Source organism: uncultured Campylobacter sp. (genome assembly GCF_938045535.1).
Taxonomy (GTDB): domain Bacteria; phylum Campylobacterota; class Campylobacteria; order Campylobacterales; family Campylobacteraceae; genus Campylobacter_B.
On record NZ_CALIMQ010000103.1, the window covers coordinates 1 to 17,000 of the forward strand.

Below are 17,000 nucleotides of genomic sequence, written 5' to 3' on the forward strand. Positions count from 1 at the left end.
AACGGCGTCGGTGCCCGATACGGAGGTCACCGACACGCTCCGCACGGCACCTGAGACAGCAAAGGGTCTCATGGGCGGGGACTTCGTCACGCGCCACGAGGGCGACATCGCCGCCCTGCTGCGCCTCAAGACGGCGAATGTACGCCGCACGGTGCTCGATCTCCTCTACGGGCAGACCGATGCGCAGCTCCGTGCGACGATGGCAGGCCTCCTCACGCAGCGCGACGTGAACAAGCGGCTCGGCGCGCTCGACCTGCTCCTGCGCTGCAAGGCGGACGAGCGCATCCCGCAGGAGGAGCTGCTCGCCCTCGCACAGACGATCAAGAAGCCGACGTCGGACGAGCAGGTGCTGATCGACGAGCTCGCACGCACGGGCGCGGCGGCAGAGGCGGAGGACGCGCTGTTCGATGCGGCATACGTGCCCGACTTCACCATTGACCTCCATGACACAGCGGATGCGGCGGTCGCGGCGGGCTTTGATGCGGCGACGAACATCGTACACGTCGTCAATACCGTCACGCTCGATACCGGCAGCCGCGAGATCATCGATCTGCACGCCAAGCTTTTTGCCAAGCACGGCACGACGACGATTAGAAATTTCGACGCGCTAAACGACGTGGAAAATTTAAAATTTAGCGGCGAATGCATACATCGTCACGGTCTTAAACACGAAGTCGTGGTTACGATGATGGATCTGCCGCCTGGATGTAGCGGCGCGCACGATGCGGCGTTTTATGAGAGGATTTTGCGTCAAATTTTAGACGCGCAGATCCCGTTCGACAGCGTCTGCTTCAAAGACGCAAGCGGTACCAGCAGCCCGCAGAAGGTCTATGAGACGATCAAGCGCGCGCGTAAAATTTTAGGCGACGGGGTGCATATCCGCTTGCACACACACGAGACGGCGGGAGTTAGCGTCGCATGCTACCAGGCTGCGCTCGTTGCGGGCGTAGACGGCATCGATCTTGCCGCGCATCCCGTAAGCGGCGGCACGAGCCAGCCGGACATTCTTACGCTGCTGCACGCGACGAAGGGGCAAAATTTCGATCTGGGGCTAGATGCAGAGAAAATTTTAAAATACGAAGAGGTTTTGGGCGAGTGCTTGAAGGATTACTTCATGCCGCCAGAGGCTACGCAGGTAAGCCCGCTCATTCCGTTTTCGCCGATGCCGGGAGGCGCGCTTACCGCAAATACTCAGATGATGCGCGATAATAAAATTTTAGACAAATTTCCAGCCGTCATCAAGGCTATGCGAGAGGTCGTCGAAAAGGGCGGTTTCGGCACGAGCGTGACGCCGGTTAGTCAGTTTTATTTCCAGCAAGCGTTTAACAACGTAATGTTCGGCCCGTGGAAAAAGATCGCCGAGGGCTACGGCAAGATGGTGCTAGGCTATTTCGGCAAAACGCCCGTTAAGCCGGATGAAGCCGTCATTAAGCTCGCCGCTGAGCAGCTGGGATTACAACCTACGACCAAGCACGCCGTAGATATTGCCGATGCCGACGAGAGCAAGAGCGTCGCGTATGCGCAGAAGATTCTACGCGAGCAGGGCATCGAGCCTAGCGAGGAGAACATATTTATCGCGCTTGCCTGCAAAGAAAAGGGCATCGCGTTTTTAAAAGGCGAGGGCAAGGTGATGAGTCGTAAAAAAGAGGACGTAGCACCCGCCGCAAGCCATCAAGGCGGTATTTCTAAAAACGGCAAATTTGACGTTAAAATTAACGGCAAAATTTACAACGTAGAATTTGCTGGACAAAATGTGCTCGTAAACGGCGATCGATACGACATCAGCTTCGATACCTCGGCGCCCGCAAAGCCGCAGCCGCAACGCTCCGCCGGCGAGCAGCCCACTGTTGACGCGCGAGGCGGTACGGACGATAACGATATAAAAGCGACGCTTCCTAGTAATGTATTTAAAATTTTAATAAAGGAAGGCGACGCTGTTAAGGCGGGGCAGAATGTCATCGTTCTTGAAGCGATGAAGATGGAGATAAATATCGAAAGCCCACGTGACGGTGTAATCGATAAAATTTTAGTCGCTCAAGGCGATACGGTCGATGCCGATCAGGTGCTCGCGATTTTAAGATAAGCTCTAAAATTTAGGCGGGCGCTTCCGCCTAAATTTCATGGCGACAATCCTCGGTGCTTAAGCGAGCTCACCTAAATTTTAAGCTATAATAGCGCAATCTTTTATCAAAATTTAATTTAAAAAGGACGCAAAATGACAACTCCGAACGATCTGGATAAACTAGGTCTTAAAAATACCAAAAAAATCAACTACAACTTAAGCTACGACGAGCTTTTCGAGCTTGAAAAGGCGATGAATGAAGGGCGCGTATCAAGCAACGGCACTTTTATGGTCGATACGGGTATCTTTACGGGTCGCAGCCCCAAGGATAAATACTTCGTAAAACAAGATCCGAGCCAAAAATACATCGCTTGGGGCAAGGTAAATCAGCCTATCTCAAAAGAGCTTTTCGATAAACTTTTAGCCAAAGCTAAAGCCCAGCTAAGCGGCAAGGAAATCTTTATCCAAGACGCCTATTGCGGCGCCAGCAAATCCAGCCGTAAAAACGTGCGCTTCGTAACTGAAGTCGCGTGGCAAGCGCATTTTGTTAAAAATATGTTCATCCGCCCAAGCAAGAGCGAGCTAGCGGAATTTCATCCTGATTTCGTCGTTTATAACGCGTGCAAATGCAAAAACGAAGATTACGCGAGCGACGGGCTGCACTCCGACGTTTTCGTTATCTTTAACGTCGAGGAAAACGTCGCCGTTATCGGCGATACTTGGTACGGTGGCGAGATGAAAAAGGGAATTTTTTCGATGATGAACTACTGGTTGCCGCTAGAGGGCAAGCTAAGCATGCACTGCTCGGCAAACGTGGGCAAGGACGGTGATACGGCATTATTTTTCGGCCTAAGCGGCACGGGCAAAACGACGCTATCGACCGATCCGAATCGCAAGCTAATCGGCGACGACGAACACGGCTGGGATGACGAGGGGATATTTAACTTCGAGGGTGGCTGCTATGCGAAGTGCATAAATTTAGACCCGAGCAGCGAGCCTGAAATTTACGCCGCGATCAAACGCGACGCGCTGCTTGAAAACGTGGTCGCCAACGAGGCTGGCGTCGTGGATTACAAAGATGGCAGCAAGACCGAAAACACCCGCGTCAGCTACCCTATCTATCATATCGATAACTACGAGTCAAGCTCCGCGGGCGGCCATCCCAAAAACATAATCTTCCTAACCGCCGACGCATTCGGCGTTTTGCCGCCGGTCGCAAAGCTAACCAAAGAGCAGGCGATGTATTATTTCCTAAGCGGTTATACGGCCAAAGTCGCGGGCACCGAGCGCGGTATCACCGAGCCCGTGGCGACCTTTAGCGCGTGCTTCGGCGAGCCGTTTATGCCGCTACACCCAACCGTTTACGCTAAGCTACTAGGCGAAAAGATCGACAAACATGGCGTCAGCGTCTATCTCGTAAACACAGGCTGGAGCGGCGGCGCGTACGGCGTGGGCAAGCGAATGAGCATCAAAGTCACTCGCGCATGTATAAACGCAATCTTGGACGGCAGCATCAAAAAGTGCGAATTTGAAAATTTTGAGAAATTTAATCTAGCTATCCCAAAAGAGCTCGCAGGCGTCGAGACGAAGCTGCTAAATCCGATCAACACGTGGACGCATCCTGCGGAATATAATATAACGCGCGATAAGCTAGCAAAGATGTTTGAAGAGAATTTTAAACGCTACGAGGACGTAAAAGAAGGGGTCGAGTTTGCTAAAGCGGGCCCTACGGCTTAGGCTCCTGGGTCTTGGGGCGATCTGCGCGCTTTTTGCCGCATGCGAAAATACCCCTTCAAATTTAAAACAGCCGCTCGTTGCGATGAGCGGCTTTTCCTTTTACGACGATCCGCTAAGCTACATCAACAATGTGCGCGCAAAATCGGGGCTAAATCAGCTTTCGCAGAATGAAATTTTAAACACCTCCGCGCTTAATCACGCAAAATATGTCGTCGCAAACGAGGCGATGTCGCACGACGAGAGCCCTGGCAAGCCGAATTTCACGGGCGAAAATCCGTCAAAGCGCGCTTTTTACGCAGGCTATAATGCCGTCGTGAGGGAAAATTTATCTTATAATTCGAGCGATCTAAAAAGCGCGATCGACGGGCTTTTAAGCGCGATTTACCATAGATTTGCATTTTTGGATTTTGCCTCGGATGAGATCGGCATCGGCTATTTTGAGCACGGCAAAAAAAGTAGCTACGTTTTTGAGATGGGAAATTCGCGCTTAAACGCCTTTTGCTCGCGGAATTTAAACGACGAAGGAAGCGGTAAATTTCTACTGGGGATGTGTAAAAACGAAACGCTACGGATGAGGGAGGATAAGTTCAAAAGCGCTACTGCGCTGAACTCGCGCCCTTACGTTTACTACCCGAACGACGAGCCCGCGCTTGCGTTTTTCAGCAACGAAATTCCCGATCCCATGCCAGAGTGCAAAATCACCGCAAATCCCGTAAGCGTGGAGTTTAATGCTGAGGGGCCGCCCGTAACGATGAAAAGTTTTAAAATTTACGAAGGCGGCAGGGAGCTTCAAAACGTTAAAATTTTAGACAAAAACTCCGATCCTAACGCCATTTTAAGTGATAGGCAGTTCGTGCTTTTCAGCAGAGAGGTTTTCAAATTTGACGCCAAATACGGCGCGGAGTTTAATTACGAGCAGGGCGGCAAGCAAAAAACGCTACGGTGGGAGTTTATCACGCAAGCGCCCAAATTTAGATACTTCGTCGTGCAAGGCGGAGAAAATCTGAGCGTGAAAAACGGCGCGTTTTACGATATATTCGTAGCCCCCAAGGACTGCAACGATTTGATGAAAAGCTATAAAACCAGCTACTCCTTTATGGATAAACCCGAAATTTTAAGCCCTGCGGCGAATATGCTGCGCGTAAAGCTAAACGGCGCAAAGGGCGCGAAGCTTGAAATTTCAACGGGTAACGGCGTGGTAATAAACCTGTATTTAAGCGACGACTCCAAAAGCTACGGCGGCATGGGTAAAATTTACGCCGCAATCGCGGCGGTTTTGGCGGCGATTATTTTGTTTTATCTTTTGGCAAGGCGCAGAGGGCGATAGGCACGAGGCCTATTTTGCAACCTCTACCTTTGTCTGCGCGCACAGGGACGCGCAATGCCTGTCTAGAGTGAAATTTAATGCGGAGCTCTGCTTTTAAATTTTAAATTTCTCCCCATTTATCTCATCTGCAAGTTTTAAAATTATAGCCTGCACCGCATCAGGAGCGTAGATATCCATCCACTCTATCCCATTCGAAGCGCTAAAAAGCACGGCGATCTGTCCCTCGCTCATCGTGCGCTTAGCAAGCTTGGTCGCCGCGGAGCTGTTACCCATATTTGGCGTCTCGTCTATGCTTATCTCGGCGCAGCGGCGTAAAATAGGCGCCAAATCAAACTCTCCTTCGAGCAAAATAATAACCGAGCCGCGTCTAAAGCTGCAAGCGTTCCAAAAGATTTCGGCGCCGTTTACGCATTCTCGCGAGAGATCGAGGCGAAATTTGCCCCGCTCGCGCACGAGAAAACTAAAGTCGCTCAAGCTTAGCGGGTGCTCCACACTACCGAAAGCCCCTACGATACTATCTTTGCGCCCGTTGTAGACATAGGCGGCGAGCGCGTTTTGCAGTAGCGGAGCGATGATCTGCTCGTGCGCGCTCGTGTGATCGCCATCTCTGGCGCGCCCTGCGATCTTTACAAAAAATGGCTTGAAATACTCCATAAACGCTCCTTAAATTTATAAAATTTGCTCGCTTTTGCCTTTAAATTTAGCGCTCGCGGCGGTAAAATTTAGCCCTGTGCCAGCCGCATTTTAGGCTCGCTTCAAGCATTGTCGTTTTTACGCCTATCAAATACAACCTGGATGGCGGTTTAAATTTTACACAAAATACTCGCGCGCGGCATCCTTGCTCTCAAAGGGGCTTGCGCTCAGCTCGCTGCCCTCTATGAGCAGGGCGTAGCGACGAGCGGCGTCCGTTTTGGCGTAGGTCAGCGCCAGCCTCGCCGCAAGCTCTCTATCCGCCTCGCTCGCGCCCCTACTTAGCAGGCTTAGCGCGCCCACGACGTTGTCTTTAAATTTTATCTCGCTAAATTTTGAATTTTGCACGGCGGCAAGCTTTTTGTTATCGCTCTCATCCCGTCCGATTATGAGCTTAGCGCCGCCCGGCAGGCGCAGATGGCGTCCGAATTTTAAAATTTCAGCGTCCGCGGGCGTTTCGATCTTTTCAAATTTTACCGCATCCTTGATCCGCTCGCTGAAGCTCTGCACGGTCAGTAGACAGCCTCCTGCGGGCGTTTCGTAATCCTCAAAGCCAAACTCCGCCGCCAGCTGCATCTGTCTAGCCCGCCCGCGCCCGCTGATGTCAAGCAGCGCGCCCCTATCTACCCAGCCCTTGATCTCGGGCGTCGTAGGCGGCAGCAGCTTTGCGCACAGCGGACGCAGTATCAGCCCCTCCTCATCGCCGCTAAGCCCGCCGACCTGAGCCAGAGCCTGCGCGCGCTGGCTCATCGGGCGCTGCCCGAGCACCTCGCCAGTGATGATGAAGCTCGCCCCTTCGCTTTGCAGCATCGCAAGCGCGGTCTTAAACATATATCCGTGGCAGTCGATGCATGGGTTGAAGTGCTTGCCGTAGCCGTATTTGGGCTCGAAAAGCACCTGTCGCAGATATTCGCTTCTGATATCGACGCTTTTAAAATCTGCCCCCGCAGCTGCGGCTCTGCGGCGCATGATCTCGCTCTTATCGTCCTTGCCGCCAAATCCGATATCCATATTCAGCGCGAGCACCTCGATGCCTTGCGAGACGATGAGTTTGACCGCGAGCATGGAGTCAAGCCCGCCGCTAAATAGCGCCAATGCCTTCATTTCGTTCCTTTACTTGAGTTGGTTGATCTTTTTTTGATACTCCAAGATCCGCTCGATCTTGTCGGGCGCGTCGGAGTTTTTGAGCTTTTGCATTAGCTCTTGCAGGGCGTTGCGGCGTAAAATTTTGCACGCGTCGTTAAAAAGCGCCGCGCCGCCGATAGGCAAAATTTCATCATCCAGCGCGAGCGCGCGCAGATTTTCGCCGGCTTCGCTTTCGGCGTTTTGAGTATTTTGGACGCTTTGAGCGCTTTGAACATTTTGAGCTGCAGCCTCCCTCTCGCCTTGCTTTGCGACGTTGTTTACTTCTTGCTTCTCGCCGCTTTTTAAATTTGTACTATCGCTACGGATAAAATTTTCTCCCGCGCCGCCTACAGTAAAATTTTCGAAAGCGCTACCATTCGCATTACCGCCCTCGCCCGCGATGAAATTTTTAAAATTTCCGCCGCTGCGAGCGAAAGCCAAAAACGCCTCGAAAATATCGCCGTGCATGCGAAAATCGCGCCGCTCCAAGCAGCCGAGCCCAAGCTCCGCCATATCGCCATCAAGCAGCATCGATTTTATGATCTGAAGCTCCGCGATCTCCTTGCGGCGCAGTAGCGTCCGCCCACCCCTAGCCGAAGCCGTAGGCGGCGCGGAGTTTTCGTAGCGCGCCGTGTTTTGCGAAAGATTAAAATTTCCGCCGTTTAGGCTCTCGCTCGCGCCGCCCCCAACGTCTGCGCCGCGCCCCCTGTAAGAACCGAAATCGCGAGAGCTGAAGCTCCCGCTCTCGTTAAAATTTCGCCCCTCAAAGCCCGCGCCGAAATTTTTACCGCCGTCGGCGAGATTGAACGAGCTGGGCGAGACGTTTAAAATTTGCGCCACCAGGCTCTGATAGGACTCGGCTAGCACAGGGCCGAGCGCTGAGGTAAATTCTTTGATCTCATTTAGCGCCGCTTCTTTTTGCACGGGGCGGGCGAGGTCATATTTTTTAGCGATTCTTCGGATCAGAAACTCCCCGCTCTCCATGCCGCTAGCATAAATTTGTTCTAGCTCGCGCACCTTGCCCGCGACTATCATATCCGCAGGATCGGCGCCGTCGCCGATTATAGCGACGCTTGAGTCGATCTTATTTAGGCACAAAAGCCGCGCCGATTTCATCGCCGCATTGATGCCCGCAGCGTCGCCGTCGAAGCTAAGCACGACGTTAAGCTCCGCGCGCTTTATAAGCGGCAGATGAGCGGGCGTCAGCGCCGTGCCGAGCACCGCTACGGCGTTGTCGATGCCCGCTTGGTGCAGCATGATGACGTCCATGTAGCCCTCGGTGATGATGAGGGTTTTTTTGGCGATCGCACTTTTTTTCGCAAGGTCGAATGCGTAGAAAATTCTAGATTTATCAAACAGCGCACACTGCGGTGAATTGACGTATTTGGCTGGGTTGCCGCTTATCGTGCGGCCGCCGAAGCCCACGAGCTTGCTCGCGTGGTTGTAGATCGGAAAGGTGATGCGCTCGATGAAGCTTGCGTAGAGCCCGCGCTCGTTTTGCTTCACCGCGCCCGCATTTAGCGCGTCTTGCGGCGGAATTTCTTCGTTTTGCAAAACCCTGATCGTCTGCGCGCTAGCTCCAGCGTAGCCAAGGCCGAATTTGCGAATGCTCTGATCGCTTAGGCCGCGCTCGTGCAGGTATTTTACGGCGGCGGGGTTTTGATAAAGGCAGCTTTGATAATAGGCGTTTAAAATCCCGAGTACCTTCTTCTCTTCGCTGCGCTCCTGCACCTTAGCGCCGGTGTATTGCAGCGCGAAATTATACATCCCCGCAAGCTTTTCGACCGCTTCTGGAAAGCTTATCTTTTCGTAATCTTGGATAAATTTAATCGCGTTGCCGCCTACTTTGCACGAAAAGCAGTGAAAAATTCCAAGCTTTGAGCTCACGCTCATGCTCGGGTGCGAATCGTCGTGAAAGGGGCAGACGCCTACGAAATTTGCGCCGCTGCGCTTAAGCGGGACATATTTTTCTACGACGTCTACAATATCTACGGTGGCCAGCAGATTTTCTATGCTTTCGTTTTTAATCATAAGCGAAATTATACCCGCACTTTGCTATAATTGCCCTTTATTTTTGCGACGAGGTTTGATTTGGATAATTTTTTCTTAGACGATCGCGACCCGATTTTCGGGCTTATCATGCTGATAAGCATAATCTTGCTAGTGTCGATTCTAAGCTACATTTGGGGAGTTTTTTCTAAAAAAAACGAGAGGCAGAGTTTAGAGAATTTTATCAAAAAATTTGACACCCTAGACGCGCTTAGCACCGAGCACAGGCAGCTTTTAGCAAGCCCACAAATAGACATCCCTACGCTTGGAGTTTTAGCTAGCTCTTTCGTCAAAAGCGGCGACTTCGAGCGCGCGATAGAAATTTATCTAATCGCGCTAAGTAAGGCTAGCGGCGGCGTGCAGAGGGAATTTATCCTTACAAATCTCGGTATCGTATATTTCAAAGCGGGCTTTTTGGGGCGCGCCGAAGAGGTGTTCTTGCAGGCACTGAAGCTGCGCCCCAGAAACAAAGAAGCCCTTACGCATCTTACGGTGATTTATGAGCGGCTGAAGCGCTTTAATGAGGCGCTTGAGGTGCTTGACGCGCTGCGCGAACAGGATGCCGAAGTATACGCCCAAAGCCAGTTCGAGCGCGCCCAGATCATCGCAAACGACGCCAATACGCCGTTTAATAAAAAGATTGCTAAAATTTCAAAGCTAAACTTCAAAGGCGCGGGGCGGTTCTGCATGGAGCTTTTTATCAAAAACAAAGAGCCTATGGAGGGCTTTGACCGCTTCCCGCCGATCGAGCAGGCGATCGATCTGATCTATGATTTCCCTGCGGCGGTAAATACGCAGGACGTGGAGTACAACGCGCTTTTTTACGCGCTCGGAAGAAGCGATCAAAAGCCGCAGAGCGCTAGTAAAATTTTTGAGATCAATGCGCTTATGGCTATGAAGGACGCGGGCTTTGAGGACGCGGGGCTTAGCTTTAGCTACACCTGCGCGAAGTGCAAAAGCTCGGTGGGGCTCTTCTCGCACCGCTGCCCGGTCTGCTACGAGCTAGGCAGCATGGAGATCAGAGCGCAAATTTCGGAGAAAACCGGTGAAATCGGTCAAACTTTTTAGCGACGGCAGCTGCCTCGGAAACCCTGGAGCGGGCGGCTGGGCTTACATCTTGCAATACGGCGACGCGATAAAAAAGGCAAGCGGCGCAGAAGCGATGACAACGAATAATCAAATGGAGCTAACGGCCGCTATAATGGGGCTTAGCGCGCTTAAGCAGCCCTGCCGCGTCGAGCTTTTTACCGATAGCGAATATGTCGTTAAGGCGATAAATTCCTGGCTCGCAAAGTGGGTCGTTACCGATTTTAAGGGCAAGAAAAACGCAGATCTGTGGCGTAGATACCTTGCGGCGGCGGCGCCTCACGAGATCAGGGCCTCGTGGGTCAAAGGGCATGCGGGTCATCCGCAAAACGAGGAGTGCGACGCTATGGCTCGCGCGGCCGCAGAAGCGATAAAAGGCTGAAATTCTACGGCAAAGCTCGCGATTGCGCGGATTTAGCATAGATTTACCCGCGTTTGCTTTGCACACAGAGCCGCTTCGGCGTAAATCTTATCGCCCGAAGCCGGTTTTAGCGCATTCGTTCACGCAATCGGGCTCTTGCATTTGCGACGGTTCTATTTTTGGCGAGGATTTCGTTTGCGACAAGTGAGCCTTAGCGCGGGCTGCGCTCGCTTTCGTTTTGCTTGTGCAGAGTTTGTTCTTACCAGATGTCGTTTTCATGCAAGCCGCCGCGGATTTCGTAGAATTTTATAAAAAGGTTGATAATGCAAAATTTAGAAAAATTACAAGAAAAACTGGGCTATAAATTTAAAAATTTAACCCACCTCAAGATCGCTCTTACGCACAAAAGCGCCAAAAACGGACATAACAACGAGAGGCTGGAATTTTTAGGCGATGCGGTGATGGATCTAATCGTGGGCGAGTATCTTTTCAAAAAATTTAGCAGCGACGAGGGCGATTTGAGCAAGCTGCGCGCTGCGCTCGTAAACGAAAGCAGCTTTTCTAAATTTGCAAAATTTTTGGGCATCGGCGAGAACCTGAATATGTCGCTGTCCGAGGAGCGCAACGGCGGACGCGAGAAGCCATCGCTGCTTTCGGACGCGTTTGAGGCGATAATGGGCGCCGTCTATCTTGAGAGCGGGCTGCAAAACACCGCCCGAATCGCGACTGCAATTTTAGAAATCCTCTATCCGCGCATAAGCTTTAACGAGCTAGTTAAAGACTACAAAACCGCGCTGCAAGAGCTCACGCAGGCAAAATTCGGCGTCACGCCCGAATACGTCCTTTTAGGCTCAAGCGGCCCCGATCACAAAAAAAGCTTCGAAATGGCGGCGCTCGTAGGCGGCAAGCGGCTCTCATCCGCCGTGGGAGCGAGCAAAAAGGAGGCCGAGCAAAAATGCGCGCAAATCGCGCTTGAGCTTTTACAAAACGGCGCCTCGCACGGCACTAGTGCGACAGATGGCGAACAAACAGCATGCGATAGCGACGCACAAAGCGGCGCAAACCGCGCTCAGAACGGCAAAAAAGGCTCGCGAAATGGCGGCGGACGAGCGCGAAGCAGCGCAAAGAGCGATCGCACCGGCACATCGGGCGGCACGCCGAGCGCTAAAAAAAGCAATGAGCGAAGCGGGCGTGATACGGATAAACAAAGCAGCGGCGACCAAGGAGGCGCACTATGAATACCTTCGGCGAGAGATTGCGCCTTAGCACCTTCGGCGAGAGCCACGGCGCAGCGATAGGCGGCGTTTTGGACGGCTTTCCGGCGGGCGTGGCGATCGAGATTTCAAATATCCAAAGCGAGCTTGACCGCCGCAAGCCGGGCGGCAGATACGCTACGCCACGCAAAGAAGCCGATGAGATCGAAATTTTAAGCGGAATTTTTGACGGCCGCAGCACGGGCGCGCCGATCGGATTTATCATCCGCAACGCAAACCAGCACTCGAAGGACTACGAAAATCTCAAGGATATTTTCCGCCCCGCTCACGCCGATTTTACATATTTTGCCAAATACGGGCTGCGCGATTACCGAGGCGGCGGACGAGCAAGCGCGCGCGAAACCGCCGTGCGCGTGGCTGCGGGAGCGTTTGCGCAAATCCTGCTAAATCACTTTAAAATTTCCGTAAAAAGCGGAGTTTGCGGTGTGGGCGAAATTTACGCCAAAGATTTAAATTTTGATTTTGCGCAAAATAGCGAAATTTTCGCGCTCGATCCCGCTGCGGAGAGCGCGCAGAAGGAGCTAATTCTAAGCGCTAAAAATGCCGGCGATAGTATCGGCGGCTGCGTGCTAACTCGCGTTACGGGCGTGCCTGCGGGGCTCGGCGAGCCGCTGTACGGTAAGCTGGATGCGGCGCTTGCGGGCGCGATGATGGGCATAAACGGCGTAAAGGCCGTGCAGATCGGCACCGGAGTGAAAGCAAGTACGCTAAAAGGCAGCGAAAACAACGATTTTATGCGCGCTGGCAAGGATGCGATCCGCACCAACGGCGGCAAGATCGGCGCAAATTTCGCAAGCAACAACGCAGGCGGGATCCTAGGCGGCATAAGTAGCGGCGCGTCTATTGAGATAACAACGCATTTTAAGCCCACTCCGAGCATTTTCATGGCGCAGCATAGCGTGGACGTGCGCGGCGCAGACGCGATCTGCGAGCTGCGCGGGCGGCACGATCCGTGTATCGCCGTGCGCGGCAGCATCGTAGCCACCGCGATGGCGCGACTGGCGATCGCCGACGCACTACTGCTAAACGCAAGCGCGACACTAGGGAATTTAAAGCGAATTTACGGCGAGGATTAAATTTAGACGAGCGGCGCGGCGAAATTTTGCGAAATTTCATTAAATTTAAGGGTCGAGCGATGAAATCCCCGCGAGCGAGGCGGGCAAATTTAAATTTACGCGGTAGGTCTATCGCGACAAGGAGGGCAAATGAGACTTGAGCGTATCGGCGAGGACTCGGCGCTGATCGCGCGCATAGAGGCGATTAACGTCGCGGCGTTCCCCGAAATCGAGCGTATCAGCATAAAAAATTTCTTAAAAATGTCGCGCAAAGGACAGCTTGAAATCGCGGCGATTTTCGAGGATTTTAGCGCCATGGGCGCCGGCGGCGCGCCCGATAAACACTACGCGGCGGTGAGTGAAAATTTATGCGTGGGATCGCAAGATCGCGGCGAAGCGAGCCAAAATCGTGACGCTGCGAGTAAAAATTCCGACGCGGATAACCGCAGCACGGCAGAATTTAACTCTTTGAATTCCAAAAATCGCAGCGTGATAGGTAAAAAATCCAATGCGATGTGTGAAAAATCCAGCTTGGAAAGTAAAAATCCCAGCGCAGAGGCAAGCAAAAATTCAAGCGCGGCGGCGCAAAATTTAAGCGGCGAGGAGCTCGTTGGGTTTTGCGTCTATAGGACCGAGCAAACCTACAAGCGCGCGGTTTCGCACCACAAACAGCCGCCGCCTCGCCTAAATGCGGATAAAATTTTAAGATCCAAAGCCCATAGCGGCGTGGAATTCGCTTGCGATGCGGGATCTTTCGGTACTGCGAGCGACGAAATTTCAAACTACGTTACGAGCAATGAAATTTCAGATTTAAGCGCTAGCGACGGGGTTTTGGGCGCGGGCGCGGATCAATGGCTAGCGAGCGAAAATATAAAACGTGCGGACGACGATTTAAAGCAGGCGAGTGCGGGAGAAATACTATGCCGCGGTGTCGCGACAGATAAAATTTCAAATGTGAGCGTGCACGGCGAAATTTCACCGAGCGCTACGGAGAGAGAAATTTCATCCGATGCCGCAATGGGAAAGATTTTGCGCTACGATGAGAGCGGGATTTTGCACCGCGATGAAAGTAAAATTTCGCGTTGCAAAAAAAGCGAATCCTCAAGCGGCAAGCAGGGCGAGATTTTTTACGTGGCCTACCTCGGCATCGATGCGAAATTTCGCGGGCTGGGGATCGGCTCAAGGCTGCTCGCGCTCATAGCCACGCAAAATCCGCGCGCGCAAATCGTCCTTGACGTCGAGCCTCCGCACGAGGACGCGCCCAATCTCGCGCAGCGCCTGCGCCGTATAGAATTCTACGGCAGGCGCGGCTTTGGGCGCTGCGGCAAGTTTTTCAACTACGCAGGGCTAAGCTTCGAGATCCTTGCTAGGCCGCCGCTAAGCGCGCCGCAGCAGGGATTTGACGTAGCGAGCTTCGTGAAATTTATCGGCGCGGGCAATAAATTTAGATTTAAAGTCACCGACGCGCCGCTATATAAAAACTAATGCAAAAGCCCGAATTCAGCCTCATTTGCGACGATACATTTTATAAAATTTTCTCCGCCTCTATCCTTGCGTTTTTTTGCATTTTTATCTCTTTAGACATCGGCGGATCGGGTGAGCTATTTTACACGGACAGCCCGCTACGCTCGCAGCGAGCCAAGCCCAGTCTGACGATCGTTTTTATGTTTTTAGCGTTACTTTATCTGCGAAGCGGTAGCAAAGAGGCGGCGCGCGTGGAATTTGACGAGCTTAAAATATCCTTTCGCAGAGGGCTAGACAAATACGATCTTATGCTTGGATGCGTCGATCTGATAGAGCCGTCGTTCGGCTTCGTGCGGACGTTTCGCGTGCCGTTTCTAAGCTACGAACGGTTTTTGAAACTGCAAGAAATTTTAAAATTCTTGCTTCTTTTCGCATACGTCGCGGGCGTGTTTTTGACGATCAAATTCGGCTTTGCCGAGGCTGCGATCTATGCAGCGGCGGGCATTTTTGCGATTTTGATCGCTTCAAAGCTCGTCGTCGCGCGAAGGCTAGACGGACGAGCGGGGCTACGACTGCGCGACTGCCTGCTACTGCGCGGGAGGGACGATACGGGCGCGGCGGTATTTTTTTGCATCCGTCCTAGCCGCGCCGAGCGCGAGGCTTTACGCATATATTTTTTGAAAAATTTCAGCTACGACATTAAAGCGTGAAATTTTTCGGTTTTCAGCGTAAAATTTAGACCCGCGGGGTAGCCTGGATAAGGCTAAACGTAAACGAAGCGCAAAGGCGGATACTGCGCGAGTATTTTGCGGCGAGATTGGGGCTGGATTCGAGCAAAATTCTACTCACAGCAATCGTAGATGGGATCTCTCGGTACTCGAAGCAGTCGCAGATGAGATCGCTCGGCGCCCAAAGCAGCCATCGAAGCGGTCGCAGATAAACCGCTAGCGCCCGCTTGGCTGAGACAGCCACCGCTCGTTGCAACTCGCCTCGCCGCAAGCGCCTCCGCAAATATCCAGACCTTTAAACGCACCGAAAGCGAGGCGGTGATAAAATACGAAAGCCATACCGAAAAGGAATTTTATGAGGGACTACGACAAAGAGCCGATCAAAACCATAGACAGAGCGGTTTACTTTCAAAACAATATCGTTCTTTTTCTTTCACTCGGTTGCTTATATAAAATATTCAATTTAGAAGTTACTCCGTTAAACTTAGAATTTTACACGCATTTTAGTGCCGATTTAGTTATGTTTATCGTAGTGGTCTTTTTATTGTTGCCGGCTATGCTACTTTGGCCTATTAAAAGAAAGGGCAGTCCCGCGTATTTTTTATTGGAAAATAATAAAATCAGCTATATAAATGCTTTCGACGATAAGCCCGGATCGCTAAATCAGGCGCTAAATGATTTTTATTTTGTCAAGAAAGAGGAAGTAATAAAAATTTGCGATGCCTGTGATATAGATAAGGTAAGTTTTTGCATTATATCAGAGCTATATGATAGCTACGGAAGATTTCACTATTTTTCGTCATACGAGCTGTATAAAAAGTCGTCCATAGGGGTACACATAGGAAAGGTTGTATTGTTTTTATATCATACGATAAATTTCATATTGTTCATCTTGCCGTTTAAAATTTATATGCTGATAAGAGCGGATGAGCCTTTGGGCTTAATCCGCAAAAATATCGTGCTAAGGTTCAAAAATAGAAATTACTTCCTTATAAATATATATTCTAGGCGAGATCTGGATGAGATATTAGAGTATTTTAAGCAAAAAGGCGTCCAAGTTACGGATAAAGTGGTCTTTATGCCGCAGGCGCAGAATAAAGGCTTGTTTGCCGATAAAAATGAAATTTGGAGCGATGATTTCGGCGATACGCAAATTCCAAAAGACACGTTTAAGCGAAAGCTTGGGCGATTTTTTAGCTTGGATTAAAGAGCGATTCCGTCCGTTTCAGCGTAAAATTTAGACCCGCGGGGTAGAATTACAAAAATTTTTACACGGAGCAAACAATGAAAAATTTCTTTCTAGCCGCAATAGTTTGCGCGCTTTTTAGCGGTTGCGCATATGAAGCACAGTTTAATCAAAATGCCGATGTAGCGCCGTTTGACGACACTATAAGCGCGACCAACGCCATGCAAAGCGCGCTCATTTACATCCCTGGCGAGCTAATGGGGACAAAAAGCTACGTCGCAAGCTCGAAGTTAGGCAGAGACGATGAGCTTAAAATCGACGTCGGCGAGTTCGTCGCAGGCGAGGCAAAGCGCTTCTTCGGCACCTACCTAAGGCGCGTAAGCGTTACCGACGACGAAAAAGCGCTGCAAGGCAAAGGGCTCGTTATCGCACCTGAGCTTAGCTCATTCGGCTTTGGCTTTTACAGCTCCGACGGCATCGACGTCTCCGCAAAGCCCTTCGTGCGCTACAATCTACGCCTAAAAATGTTTAAAAACGGAAAGCCGATCTACAACCAAAATATCGCCGTAAACGAGCGCAACTTCGGCGAGGAGGAGTTTTTCGGTGGCGGTCAGGGCTCATACGCGCAGATCGGCGGGATTTTCCAAAAGGCAATGGCGAACGACTACGCCGTACACGCTAGAGAGATTTTGGACGTAATCAACGATAACTAATCGCGCTTGCGCCTTTGTGCGTGGTAAGCGGCATCTGGTTGCTTATTTTTGCCTGCCGTCTTGTGGTAAAATTTGTCGCGGCGATCTTGCGGCACGCACTTGCGGATCGTCGCGCCTAAGCTCTATCTAGCGATAGGCTTTAA

The 17,000-nt window shown here is 51.6% G+C and carries 14 protein-coding genes and 1 pseudogene; 11 read left to right on the forward strand and 4 right to left on the reverse strand.

The window, feature by feature from the left end; all coding sequences use genetic code 11:
- The first annotated feature begins 199 nt into the window (after positions 1-199).
- From Q0095_RS03325 to Q0095_RS03335, 3 genes are all read left to right on the forward strand, one after another.
- Positions 200-2,083, forward strand: a complete 1,884-nt coding sequence (locus Q0095_RS03325) for a biotin/lipoyl-containing protein (protein WP_297881356.1) — start codon at positions 200-202, stop codon at positions 2,081-2,083.
- A gap of 132 nt (positions 2,084-2,215) precedes the next feature.
- Entirely contained in the window at positions 2,216-3,799 is a 1,584-nt protein-coding gene (gene pckA, locus Q0095_RS03330; protein ID WP_297881332.1) for a phosphoenolpyruvate carboxykinase (ATP), read from the forward strand.
- Positions 3,774-5,126, forward strand: coding sequence for a CAP domain-containing protein (locus tag Q0095_RS03335; protein ID WP_297881334.1), 1,353 nt, complete (start codon positions 3,774-3,776; stop codon positions 5,124-5,126). The genes pckA and Q0095_RS03335 overlap by 26 nt, the downstream gene beginning before the upstream one ends.
- Positions 5,127-5,219: 93 nt before the next feature.
- Here Q0095_RS03335 and Q0095_RS03340 read toward each other — a convergent pair whose 3' ends face one another.
- The 3 genes from Q0095_RS03340 to dnaG form a co-directional block, all read right to left on the reverse strand.
- A complete protein-coding gene (locus Q0095_RS03340; protein WP_297881336.1) occupies positions 5,220-5,780 on the reverse strand; it encodes a hypothetical protein in 561 nt (186 codons plus the stop codon).
- Between the two features lie 156 nt (positions 5,781-5,936).
- The gene (locus Q0095_RS03345; RefSeq protein ID WP_297881338.1) at positions 5,937-6,920 is read right to left on the reverse strand and encodes an argininosuccinate synthase domain-containing protein; all 984 of its coding nucleotides are present in this window, start codon (positions 6,918-6,920) and stop codon (positions 5,937-5,939) included.
- Between the two features lie 9 nt (positions 6,921-6,929).
- A complete protein-coding gene (gene dnaG / locus Q0095_RS03350) occupies positions 6,930-8,972 on the reverse strand; it encodes a DNA primase (RefSeq protein ID WP_297881340.1) in 2,043 nt (680 codons plus the stop codon).
- Between the two features lie 60 nt (positions 8,973-9,032).
- Here dnaG and Q0095_RS03355 point away from each other — a divergent pair, with 60 nt between their 5' ends.
- The 6 genes and pseudogenes from Q0095_RS03355 (at position 9,033) to Q0095_RS03380 (ending at position 14,940) form a co-directional block, all read left to right on the forward strand.
- Complete coding sequence (locus Q0095_RS03355; RefSeq protein WP_297881342.1) at positions 9,033-10,058, forward strand: tetratricopeptide repeat protein; 1,026 nt, start codon at positions 9,033-9,035, stop codon at positions 10,056-10,058.
- Entirely contained in the window at positions 10,036-10,458 is a 423-nt protein-coding gene (rnhA, locus tag Q0095_RS03360) for a ribonuclease HI (protein WP_177387132.1), read from the forward strand. The genes Q0095_RS03355 and rnhA overlap by 23 nt, the downstream gene beginning before the upstream one ends.
- Positions 10,459-10,760: 302 nt before the next feature.
- A pseudogene (gene rnc / locus Q0095_RS03365) lies at positions 10,761-11,423 on the forward strand (ribonuclease III); the annotation flags it as partial.
- A gap of 248 nt (positions 11,424-11,671) precedes the next feature.
- On the forward strand, positions 11,672-12,787 hold the full coding sequence (aroC, locus tag Q0095_RS03370) for a chorismate synthase (RefSeq protein ID WP_297881344.1): 1,116 nt from the start codon (positions 11,672-11,674) through the stop codon (positions 12,785-12,787).
- A gap of 129 nt (positions 12,788-12,916) precedes the next feature.
- Complete coding sequence (locus Q0095_RS03375; RefSeq protein WP_297881346.1) at positions 12,917-14,251, forward strand: hypothetical protein; 1,335 nt, start codon at positions 12,917-12,919, stop codon at positions 14,249-14,251.
- A complete protein-coding gene (locus Q0095_RS03380; RefSeq protein WP_297881348.1) occupies positions 14,251-14,940 on the forward strand; it encodes a hypothetical protein in 690 nt (229 codons plus the stop codon). The genes Q0095_RS03375 and Q0095_RS03380 overlap by 1 nt, the downstream gene beginning before the upstream one ends.
- A 25-nt stretch (positions 14,941-14,965) precedes the next feature.
- Here the strand turns inward: Q0095_RS03380 and Q0095_RS03385 are convergent, their stop codons facing one another.
- A complete protein-coding gene (locus tag Q0095_RS03385; protein ID WP_297881350.1) occupies positions 14,966-15,202 on the reverse strand; it encodes a hypothetical protein in 237 nt (78 codons plus the stop codon).
- Positions 15,203-15,313: 111 nt separating this feature from the next.
- Between Q0095_RS03385 and Q0095_RS03390 the strand changes: the two genes are divergently transcribed.
- Both Q0095_RS03390 and Q0095_RS03395 read left to right on the forward strand, forming a co-directional pair.
- A complete protein-coding gene (locus Q0095_RS03390) occupies positions 15,314-16,165 on the forward strand; it encodes a hypothetical protein (RefSeq protein ID WP_297881352.1) in 852 nt (283 codons plus the stop codon).
- 77 nt (positions 16,166-16,242) lie between these two features.
- On the forward strand, positions 16,243-16,857 hold the full coding sequence (locus tag Q0095_RS03395; protein WP_297881354.1) for a hypothetical protein: 615 nt from the start codon (positions 16,243-16,245) through the stop codon (positions 16,855-16,857).
- The last annotated feature ends 143 nt before the right edge of the window (positions 16,858-17,000 follow it).